18 protein-coding genes are annotated in these 18,882 nt (G+C 67.9%); 6 read left to right on the top strand and 12 right to left on the bottom strand.

Going from position 1 to position 18,882, the window contains the following annotated elements:
• Nucleotides 1–8 precede the first annotated feature (8 nt).
• Together QCZ28_RS08565 and QCZ28_RS08570 are read left to right on the top strand one after the other, a co-directional pair.
• The gene (locus QCZ28_RS08565) at nucleotides 9–1,163 is read left to right on the top strand and encodes a histidine kinase (RefSeq protein WP_279516072.1); all 1,155 of its coding nucleotides are present in this window, start codon (nucleotides 9–11) and stop codon (nucleotides 1,161–1,163) included.
• Complete coding sequence (locus tag QCZ28_RS08570) at nucleotides 1,160–1,813, top strand: response regulator transcription factor (protein ID WP_279516073.1); 654 nt, start codon at nucleotides 1,160–1,162, stop codon at nucleotides 1,811–1,813. Before QCZ28_RS08565 ends, QCZ28_RS08570 begins: the two co-directional genes overlap by 4 nt.
• A gap of 37 nt (nucleotides 1,814–1,850) precedes the next feature.
• On the opposite strand, the gene QCZ28_RS08575 is transcribed toward QCZ28_RS08570, so the two are convergent.
• The 3 genes from QCZ28_RS08575 to QCZ28_RS08585 form a co-directional block, all read right to left on the bottom strand.
• A complete protein-coding gene (locus QCZ28_RS08575) occupies nucleotides 1,851–2,858 on the bottom strand; it encodes a zinc-dependent alcohol dehydrogenase family protein (RefSeq protein WP_279516074.1) in 1,008 nt (335 codons plus the stop codon).
• 72 nt (nucleotides 2,859–2,930) lie between these two features.
• Nucleotides 2,931–4,643, bottom strand: coding sequence for a carboxylesterase family protein (locus tag QCZ28_RS08580; RefSeq protein WP_279516075.1), 1,713 nt, complete (start codon nucleotides 4,641–4,643; stop codon nucleotides 2,931–2,933).
• A 1,085-nt stretch (nucleotides 4,644–5,728) separates the two neighbouring features.
• Entirely contained in the window at nucleotides 5,729–6,436 is a 708-nt protein-coding gene (locus QCZ28_RS08585; protein ID WP_279516076.1) for an SDR family oxidoreductase, read from the bottom strand.
• Nucleotides 6,437–6,546: 110 nt separating this feature from the next.
• Here QCZ28_RS08585 and QCZ28_RS08590 point away from each other — a divergent pair, with 110 nt between their 5' ends.
• A complete protein-coding gene (locus tag QCZ28_RS08590) occupies nucleotides 6,547–6,930 on the top strand; it encodes a MerR family transcriptional regulator (RefSeq protein ID WP_279516077.1) in 384 nt (127 codons plus the stop codon).
• 211 nt (nucleotides 6,931–7,141) lie between these two features.
• Here QCZ28_RS08590 and QCZ28_RS08595 read toward each other — a convergent pair whose 3' ends face one another.
• Nucleotides 7,142–8,002 carry an enoyl-CoA hydratase/isomerase family protein gene (locus QCZ28_RS08595; RefSeq protein WP_279516078.1) on the bottom strand — a complete coding sequence of 287 codons (861 nt, stop codon included), beginning with the start codon at nucleotides 8,000–8,002 and terminating at the stop codon, nucleotides 7,142–7,144.
• A gap of 49 nt (nucleotides 8,003–8,051) precedes the next feature.
• On the opposite strand from QCZ28_RS08595, the gene QCZ28_RS08600 reads away from it, so the two are divergent.
• Nucleotides 8,052–8,645 (top strand): helix-turn-helix domain containing protein, encoded by a 594-nt coding sequence (locus QCZ28_RS08600; RefSeq protein WP_279516079.1) that lies wholly within the window; start codon nucleotides 8,052–8,054, stop codon nucleotides 8,643–8,645.
• Between the two features lie 765 nt (nucleotides 8,646–9,410).
• On the opposite strand, the gene QCZ28_RS08605 is transcribed toward QCZ28_RS08600, so the two are convergent.
• From QCZ28_RS08605 to QCZ28_RS08620, 4 genes are all read right to left on the bottom strand, one after another.
• Nucleotides 9,411–9,875, bottom strand: coding sequence for a MarR family transcriptional regulator (locus QCZ28_RS08605; RefSeq protein ID WP_279516080.1), 465 nt, complete (start codon nucleotides 9,873–9,875; stop codon nucleotides 9,411–9,413).
• 46 nt (nucleotides 9,876–9,921) lie between these two features.
• Nucleotides 9,922–10,317, bottom strand: a complete 396-nt coding sequence (locus QCZ28_RS08610) for a nuclear transport factor 2 family protein (RefSeq protein ID WP_279516081.1) — start codon at nucleotides 10,315–10,317, stop codon at nucleotides 9,922–9,924.
• 2 nt (nucleotides 10,318–10,319) lie between these two features.
• Entirely contained in the window at nucleotides 10,320–10,631 is a 312-nt protein-coding gene (locus tag QCZ28_RS08615) for a hypothetical protein (RefSeq protein WP_279516082.1), read from the bottom strand.
• Between the two features lie 482 nt (nucleotides 10,632–11,113).
• Nucleotides 11,114–12,172 (bottom strand): protein kinase, encoded by a 1,059-nt coding sequence (locus QCZ28_RS08620; RefSeq protein WP_279516083.1) that lies wholly within the window; start codon nucleotides 12,170–12,172, stop codon nucleotides 11,114–11,116.
• 289 nt (nucleotides 12,173–12,461) lie between these two features.
• On the opposite strand from QCZ28_RS08620, the gene QCZ28_RS08625 reads away from it, so the two are divergent.
• Nucleotides 12,462–15,191, top strand: a complete 2,730-nt coding sequence (locus QCZ28_RS08625; protein WP_279516133.1) for a LuxR family transcriptional regulator — start codon at nucleotides 12,462–12,464, stop codon at nucleotides 15,189–15,191.
• Nucleotides 15,192–15,547: 356 nt separating this feature from the next.
• Nucleotides 15,548–15,976 carry an SRPBCC domain-containing protein gene (locus QCZ28_RS08630; RefSeq protein ID WP_279516084.1) on the top strand — a complete coding sequence of 143 codons (429 nt, stop codon included), beginning with the start codon at nucleotides 15,548–15,550 and terminating at the stop codon, nucleotides 15,974–15,976.
• 323 nt (nucleotides 15,977–16,299) lie between these two features.
• Here QCZ28_RS08630 and QCZ28_RS08635 read toward each other — a convergent pair whose 3' ends face one another.
• From QCZ28_RS08635 to QCZ28_RS08650, 4 genes are all read right to left on the bottom strand, one after another.
• Nucleotides 16,300–16,581 (bottom strand): (4Fe-4S)-binding protein, encoded by a 282-nt coding sequence (locus QCZ28_RS08635; protein ID WP_279516085.1) that lies wholly within the window; start codon nucleotides 16,579–16,581, stop codon nucleotides 16,300–16,302.
• A gap of 31 nt (nucleotides 16,582–16,612) precedes the next feature.
• Nucleotides 16,613–16,921, bottom strand: a complete 309-nt coding sequence (locus QCZ28_RS08640; protein WP_279516086.1) for a GNAT family N-acetyltransferase — start codon at nucleotides 16,919–16,921, stop codon at nucleotides 16,613–16,615.
• A 126-nt stretch (nucleotides 16,922–17,047) separates the two neighbouring features.
• Nucleotides 17,048–17,989, bottom strand: a complete 942-nt coding sequence (locus QCZ28_RS08645) for a DUF5996 family protein (RefSeq protein WP_279516087.1) — start codon at nucleotides 17,987–17,989, stop codon at nucleotides 17,048–17,050.
• A gap of 121 nt (nucleotides 17,990–18,110) precedes the next feature.
• A complete protein-coding gene (locus QCZ28_RS08650; RefSeq protein WP_279516088.1) occupies nucleotides 18,111–18,836 on the bottom strand; it encodes a flavodoxin family protein in 726 nt (241 codons plus the stop codon).
• Nucleotides 18,837–18,882 lie beyond the last annotated feature (46 nt).

The following is an 18,882-nucleotide window of genomic DNA, read 5'->3' on the forward strand; positions in this document are numbered from 1 at the left end:
CTCGGGCGATGAGCACGCAGGGATGGCTCGTGGACCGGCAGGTACGGCTGCGGGCGTTCGACCGGCGCCATCCGTGGGTCATGGACACCCTGGTTGCCGTTCCGATCGTGCTCTTCAGCATCCCGAACATCATCGAGAAACCCCTGTCGGCGACGATCGCGACGCTGGTGCTGCTGCCACCGCTGTACTGGCGGCGGCGCTACCCGTTCCCGGCGTTCCTGGCCACCGCGGCCATCGACCTGCTCCTGGGCGGGCTGGGCACCAGCGTCGGCGCCGGGGTGATCCTGCTGGTGATGCTCTTCGGGGTGGCGTCCCGAGGTACCTGGCGGTCGCTGGCCTGGGCCTCGGGGATCACGGTGGCCCAACTGCTCGCTGAGATCTACCTGTTCGGGCCGGGCACCCAGAACCGCACCCTTACGTCGTTGCTGGCTCTCGGGGCGACAGTGGCGGCCATCGCGTCCGGCGTCGCGGTGCGCACCCGCCGGGCGTACCTCGTCGCCCTGGAGGACCGGGCCGCCCGCCTCGAGATCGAACGGGATCAACAGACCCGCCTGGCCGTCGCCGAGGAGCGGGCCCGGGTGGCCCGTGAGATGCACGACATCGTCGGCCACCACGTGTCGGTGATCGTCGGCCTCGCCGACGGCAGCGCCGCCCTCGCCACATCGCGGCAGGAGCAGACCGCCGAGCCGCTCCGGCTGATCGGCGAGACCGGCCGCCAGGCGCTGGCGGAGCTGCGTCGGGTGCTGGGCGTGCTACGCGGGGAGGACACCGATCCGCAGCTGAGGCCGCAGCCCGGCATCGACGATCTCGACCGGCTGCTGCCGAGCGTGCGGGCAGCCGGGCTGCCGGTCACCTACTCCACCTCGGGCGAGCTGCGCACCCTCGGCAAGGGGCTGCAGCTCGCGGTCTACCGCATCGTCCAGGAGGCGCTCACCAACACCCTCAAACACGCGGGGCGCAGCGCGTCCGCGACAGTCACTCTCGCTGCCTGCCACGGCGAGGTACGGGTACGCGTACTCGACAACGGCCGTGCCATGCCGGCCCCTCCAAGCCACGGCCTGCTCGGCATACGCGAGCGCGCCGCCATGTACAGCGGGGTAGTGACCACCGGCCCGGTCGAGAACGGCTGGCTCGTTGACGTACTCCTCAAGGAGCCCTCATGACCACCGTCCTGATCGTCGACGACCAGCAGTTGCAACGAATGGGCTTCAAGATGCTGCTCGACGGCACCCCCGGCATCACCGTCGTGGGGGAGGCCGCCACCGGCGCCGAGGCGGTGCGGAAAGTCGATCAGACCCGGCCCGATGTGGTGCTGATGGACGTCCGCATGCCCGGCATGGACGGCATCGAGGCCACCCGCCGCATAACCGCGGCCGGCTCCCGCACCCACGTGCTGATCCTGACCACCTTCGATCTGGACGAATACGTCTACGCCGGACTTCGGGCCGGAGCGAGCGGCTTCTTACTCAAAGACGCCCGCCCCGAGGAACTGATCGCCGGTATCCGCGCCGTCGCCAGCGGCGACTCAGTGGTAGCCCCCAGCCTGACCCGCAAGCTGATGGACGCCTACCTGCAGGAACCGGCGCCGGCCACGTCCGAGGATCCCCGCCTGAGCACGCTGAGCGAGCGGGAGCGCGAGGTGCTCGAAGCGATCGGCCAGGGCGCCACCAACACCGAGATCGCCGAACGCTTCACCCTCACCGAATCCACCGTGAAGAAGCACGTCGGGCGAGTCCTGTTCAAGATCGGCGCCCGCGACCGGATCCAGGCGGTGATCTTCGCGTACGACAACGGCCTGGTCCACCCTCGCTGACGGGCGAAAGAGCAGGAACAATGCCTGGGGCGTTCCGCTACGGGATGCGAGGGGGAAGTACCACAGTTTCCCCCGCCACATCGATCGCGACCTTGCCGCGCAGCGCATACGACGCCCTGTCCTCCAGGAGCCCATGAGCCTCGCCCACCCGAGCCAGCGGAAGGGTCGCGCCAACGACCGGCTTCACGAGACCGCGCTCGACCAGCGTGGTGAGCGCGTCCAGCTTTCCTCGGTTCTGCCTAGTGAAGACGAAGTGATAGGCGGCGTTCTTACCCCACGCCTCGATGAGGTTCTGCGGCTGCGCGATGTCGACGATGCTGACGACGCGTCCGGCGTCGGCGAGCGTCAGCGGGCTTCGGGTGAGCGTGTCGCCACCGATCGTGTCAAAGACGACGTCAACCCCCTTGCCCCCGGTCAACTCGGTCACCGCATCGACGTAGTCCGACGTAGCAGAGTCGATCGCCGCATCCGCTCCCAGAGAGCCCACGAACTCATGGTTGCCCGCCCTCGCAGTGGTGATCACGCGCGCGCCGATCGCCTTCGCGACCTGAATCGCAATCGTGCCGACACCACCCGTGCCCCCATGAATGAGGATCGTCTCCCCCACAGTGAGCTGAGCTCGCGTCACGAGCGCCTCCCAGACCGTACCGCCGACCAGAGTCAGGCTCGCCGCCTCCAGATGGCTGACGTTCTCCGGCTTACGGCCGACGAGGTCGACATCGGCGACATGCTGCTCGGCGTAGGAGCCAGGACCGCCGAAGATCCGCGGCGTGTAATAGACCGCATCGCCGGCACGGAACTCAGTCACATGAGACCCGACCTCCTCGATCACCCCGGAGATGTCGTGCCCGATGATCGCCGGAAGCGGCACATGATCCACGTAGTCTCCGCGCCGAATCTGATAGTCGAGCGGGTTGACGGCGGTCGCATGGACACGCACCCGCACCTGACGGGGTTCGACTTGCGGTACGGGAACGTCGCGCAACTCGAATGCGTCGGCCCCGCCGAAACGGGCGAGCACAACAGCCTTCATCGAATCAGTCATATCGGTGCTCCTCATCGTGGTTCTCCTGCGTCACGCAACGGCAAGGTCAGCGTCCATCCAGTACTTACTCGTCTAGGGGATCGGCCCGTCGTAGTCCACCCAGAAGTCGACGGCGTCGGGGCGTGGGCGGGGTGCCATCCCGCTGCCGCCGGCGAACTCCATAACCCGGTCGGGCGCTTGCCCGACCGTCGGCCAGGCCGGCAGGCCTGGTGCGTTGGGGTCGCCGGTGCGGACGAAGTTGACCCAGTACGCGCTCATCTGGTCGCGGAGCCGGTAGTCGGCCTCCGTGTAGTCGGCGGCGCTGTCGGCGCCGAGGTTGTCATATGCGTACGCGACCTCGGCGCCGTGGTAGGCGCCGTACTTCTCCAGACCCTTCTCGGGCGGGATGTGTGAGAAGAAGTAGAGGTAGGCGTCCGATTCACCCGTCCGCGTCTGCAGTTGAGCCCAGCGCCGCATCGCTCGGGTCATGACCTTGTCGGTTTCGACCCGCAGACGCGACTCCAGAACCTGCTCCGCTGTATCCCCTGGATACAGAGCGAGGAACCGATCCGCATCCGCGCCGTATGTCTCGCGTGCGGACGACCGGTACTCGTCGACGTCCGTGTCCGGCGGGCTGGCCAGCGCCAGCGAGGCTTCGTCCGCGTTGCTGCCGAGAAGGATCGGCACGTCCAGTTGCTTTCCGAGGGCGTAGGTCTCCGCCGGCGATCGTTCGAGCACGTAGCCGTCGACGGAGGGCTGCCAGTGCGCACCGAGCGCGCCCGCCGCGTCCACGACGCGCTCGACGGGCATGTCGCGCATCTCCTCGATGGTCGCCCCTCCCAGTTGCTCGCCCAGGCGGCGGCCGGCATCCTCTGCCGCCTCGCGCGTGTCGGTCTGGTCGCCGTGCTCGCTGTTCCCCGTGGTGCCCATGCAGGCTCCGCTGCTGCCGATGATGCCGTCGACGAGGTCTTCGGCGAGCGGTGTCGCACCGAGGATGCAGACGCTCTCGCCCCCGGCGGATTCGCCCGCGATCGTGACCCGGTCAGGGTCGCCACCGAATGCCGCGATGTTGTCGCGCACCCAGGCTAGGGCGGCGATCTGGTCGAGGATCCCGTAGTTGCCCGACGCGTCATGTGCGGACTCGGCGGACAGTTCGGGGTGGGAGAGGAAGCCGAGTACCCCCAGCCGGTAGTTGATGGTCACGGTGATCACCTCACCTCGGGAGGCGAGCGCCTCACCGTCGTAGAGGGGGAGCGCGCCGGAACCGGTCGTGAAGCCGCCGCCCGGGATGTAGACGAGCACCGGAAGGCCCTTCGGGGCGGGTGTCGTGCTCCGCCAGATGTTGAGGGAGAGACTGTCCTCGCTCACGGGATACGGATTGAGGAGCGTGCCTTCCAGGGGCACCTCCACGATCTGCGAGAGCGCCCGCGTGAAGAACCTGGAGGTGCCCTGAACCGGAACGGCGGAGAACCGGTCCGCGGTGAAGACGCCCTCGCGCGGCTTCAGCGGCTCAGGCGCACGCCAACGCAGATCCCCCACCGGAGCCTGCGCATACGGGATGCCCGCGAAGACCTCGACGGTGCGCTCGTCGTTGTAGACGCCGGTGATCGGCCCCTGCTGCGTCTGCACCGGCCCGGACGGCGAGCGGTCCTCACCGCCGGCGATGCGGGTCTGCGGCGGTGGATAGGCGAACACCGCCGCCCCGAGAACGAGCGCCCCGGCGAGCAGCCACGCGCCTATCCGGAGCAGCGTGTGCCCTCGGGCCCACGAGCGCACGGTCGCACCGAGCACCACGAGCAGCCCCACGACAAGTGCCCAACCCCACCACGGACTCCGGTTGAGCCACGCGAGCACGAACGCGACAGCCGTCAGCGGGAACAGGGGGATCCAGGGGCCGAAGGACCTCCCAACCCGTCGAAGCCCACCAGACCTGGCATCCTCCTGGACGACACCGGTCGGGCGCTGTTGCCGCTCGCTTCCCACTCTTCACTCCTGTTGCTGTTTCGAGAAATGACACATGTTTGCGCGAAGCGCTTCACTGGCGGGCGCACGGTGACGAGTCGCCTGTCAACGGACACCCTCTCCCCGGAACTGGGTCACGCGCGGCGTCGCAGTATTTGACAGCGGCGGTCATCGGCGGGGTCCCAGTGAAAGAGTCGGGTGGCGAGGGTGGCCGCGATGGCGACCCAGGCCAGAGTTGTCCAAGGTGCCGGAGGCCGGCCTCCGGTGTCCCTCGGTCACTTCCATGACAGCGCGGGCGCGGCCGACCCGTCAGTGACGCCACGTCACGACCACCTGTGACGTGGTGTCACTGGTCGTGGCCCTGGTTGCCGGGTACCCGACCTCGGCCCCGGCGAACGCGTCCTTTTCGCCGATGCTGATCCGAAACATCGCTCCGGCGACAGCATAGGGAAGCGTTTCATCAACGGCGACGAGTCCGGCGTCCCCCGGCCCGGACGACGACCGGAACAGAAGTCGCAGAATGCGTTGCGTCAGAGTCGGCGGGCCGTGCCGCTTGGGGGGATGTTTTCGACGGGAATGCGACGCGAGCCCCGGGGTGCGCGACGCGGTCGGCAGGACGGGTGAAGCCGGAGGTCAAGCGACCAAGGACGAACCGACACCGCCGGACGTCCACTCTGGCTCGCGTAGATCCCGTTCGAGGCTCCGACCGCGTAATGGAACGGGTTCCGGGGCCAGGGAGGTGCCTCGGCTGCGAGTTCGAGGTGAGGTGGACCCGCCGATCATGGAGTTGTGGTGCCCGACTTGGCGTTTTGCGGGCGTTTTGTTGCCCACCACAACTCCATGATCGGCGAGGTGCGCGCCTCGTGCGGCGGTCCGCGCCTCCCCACCGGCGACGCGGACCTGGCCGCCGTGCCCGTCGACCTGCTTCGTCAGCTCGCCGAGGCGGCGGTGTAGAACGCGCTCGGGTCCCCGGCGAGGGATGCCTTGACGTAGGCGCTCCATTCGTCGGCAATGACCTCGAGCTTGCCGGCCTCGATGCCATCGAGTGCGGCACGCACCACGTCGGCGGGGGCCATCTTGTCGCCGTCGTAGCCGGCCGCCATGTCAGTGTCGGCAGCGCCCAGGTGCAGCCCGGTCACGAGGGTCCCCTGCCCGGCGAGTTCGATGCGGACGCCGTTGGTCAGACTCCACGCGGCTGCCTTCGCCGCGCTGTAGGCGTTGGCCCCGTCGTAGGAGAACCATGACAGAGCGGACAGGGCGTTGAGAATCCCCCCGCCGCCGTTGCTGGCGAGCACCGGCGCGAACGCCCGAACCATGCCGAGGGTGCCGTAGAAGTGTGTGTCCATTTCCAACCGGATCTTGCTCAGGTCGCCGCTGACCAGGTTCGCCCCGGTGGCGAGCCCGGCGTTGTTGATCAGCAGGGTGACGTCGGGAGCGGCGGCCGCCGCGGCCGCGACCGACTGCGGGTCGGTGATGTCCAGGCGCAGCTTCTCAACGCCGGCGATGTCGATCAGTTCCGTGTTGCGGGCCGTGGCGTACACCTTGGTCGCGCCACGCTCCAGCAACTGTTGGGTGAAGTGCTTGCCGAGTCCACGGTTGGCGCCGGTGACGAGCGCGACCGAACCAGAAATACGCATGGGTGCCTCCACAGGCTAAAGACGTTCCGTTGCTCGGGCTACGCTAGAACCTGACGCCGACGTCAGAGGCAAATGCTGTGCCTGGCATCACCAGGTTGAGAGGGGAAGTCGTGCGGATCGGTGAACTCGCCACCAGGACCGGGGTTTCGGTGCGAGCGCTGCGCTACTACGAGGAGCAGGGACTACTGACCAGCGCACGCAGCAACGGCGGTCAGCGGCACTATGGCGAGATGGCGGCCGAGCGGGTGCATCTGATCCAGATGCTGTACGGCGCAGGCCTGTCCAGCAAAACCATCCTGGACCTCCTGCCCTGCGTCGACGCGAAGGTCACCACACCGCAGTCCCAAGCCATGCTGAATCGCGAGCGCGACCGCATCAACGAGCAGATCACCGGACTCGTCGAGGTCCGGGACCGGCTCGACGCGGTCATTGCGCTCAGCCTGAACCCGGCCAGTGGCTGCACCACGGTGGACACTGTCACCGCGGCGCCGTAGCGCACATCAGGGGCCGCGCGGGTCGAAGGGCCAGCGGTGGTACGCGTGGGCGCAGATCGCCACCGCCAGCCCTGAGAACGGCGGCCGGGCAGCCGGTCCAGCACCGACCGCCCAGCCACCGGTTCACATCCGCCTCTCCGCCGACGTTGGGATCGCCATCACATGGCGGTGCGCCCAGGAAGCCATTGCCCTGCTCGGCGCGGCCCGCTGATCAGAGGCTGTCGTAGATGCCCTCCAGGTCGCGTTCGCCCTCTCGAGTCTGCACGCCCGCGGCGAGCTGCTTGTGGGCCGAGGCGACCAGGTCTTCGGTGAACAGGGAGTACAGGAAGCCGTTCTCCGTGGCGTACGCGTGGTGGGGAACCTTCGGGGTGATGGTTTCGACGGTGGCCTTGACGGCGGCGACGACCTCGGGGCTCAGGCGAGCGATCCGGCGGGCCAGCCGGTCGACGAAGGCGTCGATCTCGTCGGCGGGGAGGGCACGGTTGACCAGGCCGTAGCGTTCGGCCAGCTCGGCGTCGACCAGTTGGCCACCGAGGATCACCTCCAGGGCGCGTTCCCGGCCCAGCAGGCGGGCCATGTTGACCGTTCCGGCACCGCCCGGCAAAATTCCCATGATCGTTTCGGGCTGGGCCTGACCGGACCGGCCGATCGCCGCGAACCGCATGTCGAGGTTCATCAGGAACTCATTGCCGGCGCCCCGGGCGTAGCCGGCGATCTTGCCGATGGTGACCTGCGGCAGGCTGCGCACCTCCTCGCTCAGAACCTGCAGGATGTTCCAGTCGTCCGGGACGGGCATGTCCGGCGCGGCGGCGATCGCAGCGGCCGTGGCGGCGGGCAACGCCTCCGGATCGGTGAGGTAGGCCATGTCGCCGTGCGCACTGAAGAATCCCGGGTCGGCGCTGTCGAACACGACGACGCGGATGTCGGGGTCGCGGCGCACCCGGTTGATGAAGCCGCGCAGTGAGGGCAGCAGGACGCCGTCCACCAGGTTCAGCGGCGGGTGGTCGAGGGTGGCGGTGGCGACACCGTTCGTCACCGTGATCCGCAGACCAGCCAGGTCGTCGTAGCTCATATAAACTCCTTCGTAAGTGGGGAGTTTCCCCGCTAAGAGTATGTGGGGAGTGTCCCCACTTCTGCAACGAGGAGTGATGTTGGTCAAAACACGTCCGCTTCGCGCCGATGCCCAACGCAACCGCGACGCGATCTTGGCCGCCGCGCGCGAAGTGTTCGAGGCCGACGGAGTGTTCGCCTCGCTCGACGCCATCGCGCTGCGCGCCGACGTGGGCAACGCGACGCTCTATCGGAACTTTCCCACCCGCGACGACCTGCTGGCCGCGGTCATCGAGAAGTTCTTCAGCCGGGCGCAGGAAGAGGCCGACGAGTTGTCCCGGACGCTGCCTCCCGACGAGGCGCTCGTCGAATGGCTGGTGCGGATGAGCTGGGGGCTGCGGATCTGGCACGACCTGCCAGCCTGTCTGGCTACCGCGCACCACGACGACGCCTCGCCGCTGCACTCGGCGAATGCGCCACTGATGGAGCGGGCCGCCGCCCTGCTGGACCGGGCCAAGGCGGCCGGCAAGGTGGCCGAAGAGGTCACCGCGAGCGAGGTGTTCGAACTTGGACTTGCCCTGTCCTGGGCGATCGACCGCTTCGGCGACAACGAGGCCGAGGCGCGACGTCGGGTGACGATGGCGACGGCCGGGATCTTCGCATGACCGAACCGTGACACCGCTCATCCGTCGTGATCAGCGTGATCAATTCGCCGAACAGCCGCACCGGTCGCGCTGCCCCCTGCCACGGGTCGGCCCCCCAGCGAGGGGCCGCTTCCAGGGGGCTCGAAGGCGCGTACGCGCAGTTGTCCGGCAGCGGATGTCCGGCGCCTCAGTCGGCGACGATCAGGTCGCGGACGTGCCGCAGCCCGGGACACCCGTCGAGGGACACCGCCCCGACCGCAGTGAACCGCCACGCCAGCACACCGCGAGCGAGCGGCGTTGTCCAGGGTCGACCCGGCGGCCGGCCGGCAGCAGCCGTACGCGTCGCGGGCCAGAGCGCAACATCCGACGTACACCCTCGGTGGCGAGCCCGCGCTCGGCGACCCGGCAGCCCAACTGGGCCCCGTCCGCGACGGTGCCCGGCGTTGCGCAGAGCGGGCCGTGACCTGCGGCCCTGGTGCCGGTGCGGGATCGGTCTCCGTCGTAGGTGCCGTCGGGGACCCGGCGGACCTTGTTTTCGATCGACGAGTGGCCGCGGGCGCAGCCGGCCAGGTGCACGGGCGTGGCCTGGAGGTCGTCGATCTGATCGAGCAACGGCTGGAAGCAGGTGATCTCGCTGGTCTTGCCGTCGACGTCGGTGTGGTCAGGACTCCACCGATGACCTGGTCGCAGGCGGCCAGGACGTGTCGGTCGGCGGTGCGGGGCACGCGGACACTCTTGCCGTGCTGTTCAGGAGACGCTGCATCACACCGTGCGGCGGCATCCGCACTAGGCTTCTGCCTCGTCGAAAACTCGCACGATACGTGCGCTGATCCTGCCGAGGGCGGCCGCATCAGCTGCACCCAGGCTGTCGAAAAGGACGTCTCGAATTTCTGCTCGTTGCGCGCGCAGCACGCGCGCAACGAGCAGCCGACCTTGCGAGGTCAAGGTGGCTTCGTAGGCACGTCGTCCGATTGGCACACGACCCCGGGTGACCAGATCCTGGCGTTCCAGGACTGTCAGCGTGTGGCTGACACGGCTGGGCGAGAAGCGCAGCATGCCGGCGAGCGCTTTCAGGCCCAGCGTCTGATTCTCCGCCGCGCTCAGCAGGACCAGCAACTTGAAGTGCCCGTGCGAGATGTTCCCGTCGCGCTGGGATTGTCGTTCCAGCGCGGCCTCGAGGAGGTGGGCCGCCAGCACGAAGTCCTGCCATGCTGCGGCCCGGTCGAGGTCGTCGTCACGTCGCATCGTCACGGTGTTCATTTTCGCGTCGACACACCGGCATGTCGACCTTCCGGGCCTACACCATGGCGTTGCCGTTGGCGGAGTCTTCGGCGGCGACGATGTCCTGAACGACGTCCCAGTGTTCCACAATACGTCCGTTCGCTAGCCGGAAGATGTCGACAATGGCCACCGGGTTCGGGGCCCAGCCACGGACGATGCTGTGGGTGAAGACCAGATCGCCCTGGGCGGCAACCCGCTGCGGCTCCCAGGAGAAGCCCTCCAGCCCCGGGACGACGCTGCGCAGGGTGTCAAGCCCGTTGGGCATCTGCGGGCTGTGCTGGACGTACGGTTCGGCCCAGTATCGGTCGATCGCGGTGAGATCCTTCTCCGCGAACAACTCTCGCATCGCGGTGAGAACGATTTCGGTGTTTCGCTTTGCCTGATCGTCCTGGGCGACGGGGTGCTGGGTCATCTTCAGGCCTCCTTGATCGTTCCGACGAAGTTGTAGAGCTTGCCGTCGACGGTCACGTTGGAATAGACCGTCCCGTTCTCGAAGTCCTCCAGGTGCGTAACTGTGGCCCCGCTCGCCTCGGTCCAGGAGTTCAGATACACGCCTTCACGGATTTCCTGCAGGTTCAGAGCCACCGTTTCAGCGTGACCGTCGGGTGCGAGCCCTGCGCCCTTCAGTACGACGAAACTGCCCTGGGTCGGCGAATCAAAGGTGAACCGCACCTTCAGGTCACCCAGCTCGAAGCGGTAGCTACGGCCTGTTAGTTGCCTGGTCATGACATTGCCCTTCCGGTTACTCGAGCGGACGACTCGCCGCTGAGTTGAACTGTCAACTCAGCGACGCGTTTCGGCAAGGGGTTGGGACGCAGGTCACCCAGGCGCCGCAAGCGGCTCGTCCCGAACATGAGGTCCGGGAGAACCCGCCTCCTGAGAGCAGGACACCCATCAGGGACGTACCCGCCGTTGACCGCTGTGGATGACATCAGGCCGTTCGACTTCGATGACTGGTTGGTTGGACAGGCCTCCTGGAAGCACGTCCTCAGCCGATCCGGTAGTTGCGCCCTGCCATCACCGCATATGACGCAGCGTCACTGGTCGCGGCCGGTTGCTGACGCACACCGGGTGGTGATCGCGGGATCGCCGAGGAACAGCTACTGCTGCGCGTCGTCGACGACGCCCAATGGCTGGACGAGGCCTCCGCGCAGGTCCTGGCGTTCGTGGCACGGCGGGCATGAGGGTCGTCGCCGGGATGCCCGCGATCAACTTCGCACCGCCCACCAACTGCTGTCGGCAATGGGCGCGGACGCATTCGCCGAACGGGCCGCCCGCGAACTGCGCGCCAGCGGTGAACACGCACCTGGCCGGTCAGCGGTCGACGGTGGCCGTGCGGGCGTGACTGCCCAAGGCGACTCCGCAGGAACACTTCGCTCGAACGCACCCGAGTGAAGCCCGTCTTCGTCGCGGGCGATGCCCTGCGCCGCGGATTGGAGGGCCTCTCTGAACGTTCGCGCGTTCTGGTACCGATCCTTCCGAGCTTTGGCGAGAGCCTTCCCGAGTACGGAGTCGAAGCCGGGATTGAGACCCAGCCTGCGCGTGCTGACCCTCGCGGGTTCCGCGTAGATGTGTTGGTAGGCGACGGAGATCGGATCAGCACCGACAAAGGGGGGCCGTCCGGTCAGTAGTTCGTAGAGTAGGCAGCCTGCGGAGTACAGGTCGCTGCGGGCGTCCGCGGCTTCCCCGCGCACCTGCTCGGGAGAGAGATACTGTGGAGTTCCAAGTACCTCGTGGGCCAGGGTCAGAGTCGCGGCCGAATCGCCACTGGATCGCGCGATCCCAAAGTCGACGACTTTGACAGCACCCTCGGTTGTGACCATCACGTTGGCTGGTTTGATGTCGCGATGGACAATGCCTGCTCGATGACTGAACTCAAGCGCCGAGAGGACCCCGGCCTGATAACGGACCGACTCCTCCACTTCGAGCCGGCCACCATCGAGGAGGTCCCGCAAGGACCGGCCGGCGACATACTCCATGACGATAAAAGGAACGCACACCGTATCCACCGAGCTTACTTCAACTTCTTCATCTCCAGTGTCATGAATGGCAACAATTGCGGGATGACTGAGACGGGCCAACAGCTGCGCCTCGCGCCTAAACTTGGATTGAAAAAGGGGATCCCGTGCAAGGTCTTTGCGTAGAACCTTGATTGCGACAGAGCTTCCTGAGCGAATGTCGCGACCCAGGTAGACGTTTGCCGTACCACCCCAACCAATGACACCACCTACCTCATACAGCCCGTGGATGACGCGTTTCGAACTCACCAGAATTCCTTAACTGATCCAGTTTTTGCCTCGTTGCCAGGCTGGCAGCGGTGGTGGCACCTTCGCGTCCGTGGGAGTCCCTGATCTCGTCGCCGGTCGTCACCGTGGCGCCCGGTGGATGGTCGCTGCCTGCCAGGACCAGCAACGGCGCCGGCAGGCGCGCCGGCCAGCCAGCCAGGGTTGAGACCCCGCCCTGTTGGTCACGGTTCGCGTCGGTGACAATTACCTAAGTTCTAAGCTCTTTGTACGCTGCCCGACGGACTCAGGTGAGAACGAACTGGCGAACCTTCTGGGCCGGCGCGCGGAGCGCGTCGCCGTCGAACACCTGCTCGCTCAGGCGCAGACCGGACGCAGCGGGGTATTCGTGGTGCGCGGGGAAGCGGGCATCGGGAAGACCGCGATCCTGGAACACGCCCGCGACATCGCGGTTCCCGCAGGGTTCCGGGTCGAGCACTCGGTCGGAGCGGAGTCCGAGACCGAATTCGCGTTCGCCGGTCTGCACCAGCTGTGCGCGCCACTGCTCGACCACACGGGTGCGCTACCCGAACCGCAGCAGGCCGCCCTCGGCGTGGCGCTCGGCTTACGCGCCGGGGCGGCACCGGACCGGTTCCTGGTCGGGCTGGCCACCCTCAACCTGCTCGCCGAGATCGCCGAGGAACAGCCGCTGCTGTGCCTCGTCGACGACGCCCAATGGCTGGACGAGGCCTCCGCGCAGGTCCTGGCGTTCGTGGCACGCCGGGTCGCCGCCGAGCGGATCGCCCTGGTCTTCGCGCTACGTGACGCCGGCGCGAGCGAGGGTCACCCGCTCTGGGGACTGCCAGAACTGCGCCTGGACGGGCTCAGCGACACCGATGCCGAAGCGCTGCTGGCGGCCGCGGTCCGCACCCCGCTGGACGACGAGGTCCGTGACCGGATCGTCGCCGAGGCACGCGGCAACCCGCTGGCGCTGCTGGAACTCCCCCGCAGCACGCCGCCCACCCAACTGGCCGGCGGGTTCGAGCTGCCCGACACCCTCAGCGTCCCGCACCGCGTCGAGGACGCATTCCGGCGCCGCTCCCGCGATCTGCCTCCCGACACCCAGCTGCTACTGCTGGTCGCCGCCGCAGAGCCGACCGGCGACGTGGCGCTGCTGTGGCGCGCCACCGCCGCGCTGAGGATCGCCCGCGAGGCGGCCGCACCCGCCGAAGCCGCCGGACTGCTCGAGATCGATAGCCGGGTGCGGTTCTGTCATCCGTTGGCGCGTTCGGCGGTCTACCGGGCCGCCACACCACCTGACCGGCGCCGCGCCCACGGCGCGCTGGCCGCCGCCACCGACCCGCGGACCGACCCGGACCGGCGCGCCTGGCACCGCGCACAATCGGTCCTGGGCACCGACGAGGACGCCGCCGCGGAGCTGGAACGCTCGGCGGACCGGGCACGGGCCCGTGGCGGGCTGGCCGCCGCGGCCGCGTTCCTGCAGCGCGCGTCAACCCTCACCCCCGACCCCGCCAACCGTGCCCGGCTGACGCTGGAAGCCGCCCGCGCCAAGCACGAGGCCGGCGCGTCCGGAAGCGCACTGGAACTGCTCACGGCGGCGCCGCTCGATCCGCTCGATCCCCTGCAACGCGCCCATCTCGACCTGTTGCGAGCCCAGATCGCTTTCCACCTGACCCGAGGCACCGAGGTGCCGGGCATGCTGATGGACGCCGCCAAGGCACTCGCCCCGTTGGACGCCGCGCTGTCCCGCGAGACCTACCTACAGGCGCTGGATGCGGCGATCATCAACGGAGGGGGCGACGCGGTGCGCATCGCCGAAGCGGCCCTGACCGCCCCCGCACCTGGGGCGCCGACGCGACCGGTGGACCTGCTCCTCGACGGGCTCGCGACGACCTTGACGAGGGGCTTCGCGGCGGGAGCGCCGGCGCTACGGCTTGCGCTGGAAGCGTTCCGCGACGGCCCGCAGGCGGAATCTGTGCAGTCCAGCCAGAGCGACCGGTGGCTGTGGCTGGCCGGCCGCAACGCCGTGGCGGTCCTCGACGACGAGCTGCTTTATGTGCTGGCCAGCCGCAACGTCCAGCTCGCTCGTGAGGCCGGCGCGCTGGCGACGCTCCCCGCCGCACTGAACTTCCTGTCCATCACGTCGGCCCTGATGGGCGATCTCGCCCACTCCGACGAGTTGGCCACCGAGGCCACGGCGATCACGCAGGCGACCGGGGGCGTGCCGCTGCACCATGCTCGCGTCATTCTCCACGCCTGGCGTGGCGATCAGGCCGAGACCACCGCGCTCAACGCCATCATTGACCAAGAGGACATCTACCCCGACGGGGGTACGGATGTCTCCCTGGCTCAGTACGCGATGGCAGTGCTCCACAACGGGTCGGGCAACTACTCGGTCGCGCAGGAGGCGGCGACGAGGGCGTGCAGCTCCGACGAACAGTCGATCAGCAGCGTGGGCCTACCCGAGCTCATCGAGGCTTCCGTCCGTGCCGGCGAGCCGGCGCGAGCGGCGCGCGCACTGGAGCAGTTCACCTCACTCGCAGATGCGTGCGGCACCTCATGGGCGCTCGGCCTGGTGGCGCGCTCACGAGCGCTGACCAGCACGGGACCCGAGGCCGAGGAGCACTACCGCGAAGCGATCGAGCGGCTCGGAAAGTCCCGGATGGCCAGCGACGCGGCTCGTGCTCAGCTCGTCTACGGCGAGTGGCTGCGCCGCGAAGGCCGCCGCCAGGACGCGCGCAAGAGACTCCGCACCGCCCACCAACTGCTGTCGGACATGGGCGTAGAGGCCTTCGCCCGGCGGGCCGCCCGCGAGCTGCGCGCCACTGGTGAACACCCGCGCAAACGGAGCACGCAGCCGGCCGACGCGCTCACCACCCACGAGCTGCACATCGCCCGACTGGTCGCCACCGGGGCGACCTCCCGGGAGATCGCCGCACAGCTGTTCCTGAGCCCACGCACCATCGAAGCGCACCTGCGCAGCATCTTCCGCAAACTCGGCATCACCTCGCGCCGACAGCTCAAGGATCTGCCGCTTCCCTGACCAGACTTGCACACGGCGGGGAGTCCTGGGGTGGCCGAGCAGCCGAACGTCGGCGCTCGATCCACCAGCCTCCTTCGGCAGGCTCGACCTGATTGTTCGCGGTCACGGCTGATGAGCGCTGAGCGCGTCGGCCGTGCTCAGATGACGTGCCAGCACGGTGCGACCGCTCTGGACCTCAGTAGCTTCCACTGACGCGAACTGTCGCCACGGGTGCAATTCTTGGTGACCCGACGATGACTGACGGCGATTCGGATCGCCAGACTTCACCCCAAAATAACCTGAAACTATGCGACACCATGTCGCACAACCGATTTGGCCACCGAGTCGCCCTCGGGCCAGACCACGAGAGGACGATCATGCCTACCATCAGCCATACGATCGACATCGCCGCGCCCGCGGATCGGGTATGGGCGATCCTCACCGACGTCGGTGCGTACCCGGAATGGAACCCATTCATCACAAGCCTTGATGGCAGCCTGACCCGTGGCTCTCGGCTGGCGGTGACCATCGCTCTTCCCGGCGCTGAGCCGCGCCGCTTCAGACCGACCGTCACCGCCGTCGAGCCCGAGCGGCGGCTCGCTTGGCTCGGCCGTTTGCTCGTCCCGGGCATCTTCGACGGCGCGCACTCCTTCGACATCGAACCGCTCACCTCCGGGTCGAGCCGGTTCACCCAGTCCGAACGCTTCTCCGGCTTGCTCGTGATGATGCTGCCCGGCATGTTGCGCTCGACCGAGTCAGGCTTCGCGGCGATGAATAGGGCGCTCGCCGCGCGGGCAGAGGCATGACCGCCATGTGGGCGGCACAGGGGCCCGCGTTGACTCCCGGCAGTGGCTCGCCGACCGCGATCAGCCGACCGAGTCGGGACGTGGGAAACGACAGCTTCCCGGCGGTACGGAGGTCCTGAGACCGGACACCACGCCGTTCGGAGGGGAGGGACGGGTCCCGAAACGCCGCACCTCCCCCCACCTACGGGAGTGTCAGATCATCGGGTTGCCGTTGACAATCGCCTCGGGGGCGATGAGGTCCTGAATGACATCCCCAGTGTTCGACGATACGGCCATGATCGAACCGCCTTGCGATGTGTCCACTCTCAACTCACCGCGCACAATCAACTGGCCGGTGAAGTCGCGCGCGGTGCCGTGGGCAGATCCGGGGTCTCCGCCCGGCCGTCTACGAGTTCGTACTGCAACGCTCCAGAGGGGCAGCGCCGGACCACTTCGGCCAGGCGTTCGGCCTCGGCGCCCTCGGGGCGGATCCACGGGCGCTGGCCCGTGTCGAAGACCTCCGGCAGGCCGCGGACGCACTCGGCGGCGTGCCGGCAACGCCTCGCCTCGAACGTGACAGTGATCTTCTTGCCCTCGTACGTCTTCTTCCCGTTTCCGCTGCTCATACTCACCTCGATCGCTGCTGCGCCCTTTCGTTCAGTCACTGACTCTGCTGCGGGACTGGTACACCAGGTCCTGGTACTCGGGATGCCGGGCGATCCATCCCGCGAAGAATGGGCAGGTCGGCAGGACCAGCAAGTTCGCTTCGCGGGCCTCGTCGAGGCCCGCGCGGGCCAGGGCCGCCCCGACTCCCCTGCCCTCGTACTCCGGCGAGACCTCGGTGTGCACGAACGCGATGAGTTCCGCGGTGCGGATGTACTGCGCGACACCTGCAACCCCGGGCCCTCCCTCGACCCGAGCCTCGTACTGCTTGGCTTCGGGGACATCTTTCACATTCACTACCATGTGTCCTCCCTCAAATTTCATCTCCGATACGGGCCGACCAACGGTTCGACCGTCGGCCGTGCCACCGGTTGCCGCCAGTCGTGTCCGCAGGGGTAACACGGCGATCGTTCGGTCACACTGTTTGTCTTACCGAGCAGGGGTCTTGTGCCAGCGAAGCGGGCTGTCCTCCAGCGCGGAGCGGTCCCAGTTCCCGAGGTCCGCAGCGGCCTCGTAGGTGGTGCGGAGGAACTCGGCGACCGCGCGGTCGGGGTCCGGCGCGGCACGGGCGGCCTCGTAGGGCAGAAGGAACTGCTGAAACTCGGAACTGTAGTACGCGCCTTCGGGACCGACCTGCCGCTCGGCGAACCCGTCGGGTGCGGGATAGGCGTACGAGTAGAAGGCGCCTTCCTCGCCGCCGCCGGGCCAGAACCCACAGCTGGACAGCTCGCGCGAGTAGCCCTCGACCATGACCCAGTCCCCGCAGTTGGGCACGCCCCCGGGGTGCGGCGGAGCCGACCGGCCGGAGAAGCGGGTGCAGGCGAGGTCCATCCCGCCCCAGAAGAAGTGCACCGGACTGACCTTGCCCACGAAATGCGACCGGAACTCACCGATCACCCGATTCGCCTGCAACAGCTGTCGCCAGAACAGGGTGGCCGCCTCACCGTCGTACGAGGCGTGCTGGTGGTCCTCAGCGAACGGTATCGCCGGGTCGACCTCGTTGGGGTACGGCCGGATCGGTGCCTTGATCCCGAGCTCGTCGAGCATGGCCATGACCCGCGAGTAGAACTCGGCGACCGGCATCGGCCGGAGGGCGAGGCTTCGCGCGCCGCCGTCGCTGGCGCGCACGTCGAGCCGATGGCCGATGAAGTCGAACTCGATCTCGAAGACTCCCGTGCCGTACGGGATGGCGGACGTCGTCAACCCGCGCGGGCTCACGTACAGGGTCACCTGCCACCAATGGTTGAGAAACGGCGCGTGCGCCATGCGGATCTTGCCCACAATCTGGGTCCACATGTGCACTGTGTCGCGGGTGGCGGTCCAGTCCGAGACCCGCAGGCTCGGCCAGCTCATCGTTGTCGGGCTCGTCATCGTCACTCACATCCTTGGCGCTGTCACGAGATGGTGACAGAAGTCGTTGTCGTGGCTGGCCGGCCGGTACCTACGCGGCGCCACCGGTCCGCTGATTGGCCGTCTTGTCGCTTCCTGATGATTAGCGGTACTCCGGGTTGGCGTTGCCGGGTCGACTGCCGGCGTCCCAGGCCGTGCGCTGGTTGCCGTAGGCCGGGAATCCGCCAGCGCGGCGCATCATCGACGCGAGGTGGAGCAGATTGAAGGTCATGAAGGCGGTATTGCGGTTGGTGAAGTCGTTCTCCGGACCGCCGGAGCCCTCGTCGAGGTAGGAGGGCCCGGGACCGACCTCACCGAGCCAACCCGCATCGGCCTGCGGCGGGACGGTGAAGCCGATGTGCTGCAAGCTGTAGAGGATGTTCATCGCACAGTGCTTCAGGCCGTCCTCGTTGCCGGTGAGCAGGCAGCCTGCAACCCGCCCGTAGTAAGCGTACTGGCCCTGCTCGTTGAGCACGCCGGAGTAGCCGTAGAGCCGCTCGATCACCCGACGGGTGACCGAGCTGTTGTCGCCGAGCCAGATCGGTCCGGCGATGACCAAGATGTCAGCTTCCAGCACCCGGGTCAGCAGCGCGGGCCATTCGTCGGTATCCCATCCGTACTCGGTCATATCGGGTCGGACGCCGGTGGCGATGTCGTGGTCGACGGCGCGAATCTGATCTACGGCGACCCCGTTCGCCTCCATGATCGCCACACTGCGGTCGACCAGCCCCTGGGTGTGGCTACGCCCGGGGGAACGGTTGAGGGTGCAGTTGATGTACATCGCGCGTAGCCCGGTGAAGTCGGGCTTCTCGATCCCGGTAGCGGTCATGGGGTCCTTCCTCACAGTCGGTAGTGCCGTCGGCCTGTCGGTCGTG

Origin of the sequence: Micromonospora sp. DH14 (genome assembly GCF_029809455.1) — a bacterium.
Taxonomy (GTDB): domain Bacteria; phylum Actinomycetota; class Actinomycetes; order Mycobacteriales; family Micromonosporaceae; genus Micromonospora; species Micromonospora parva.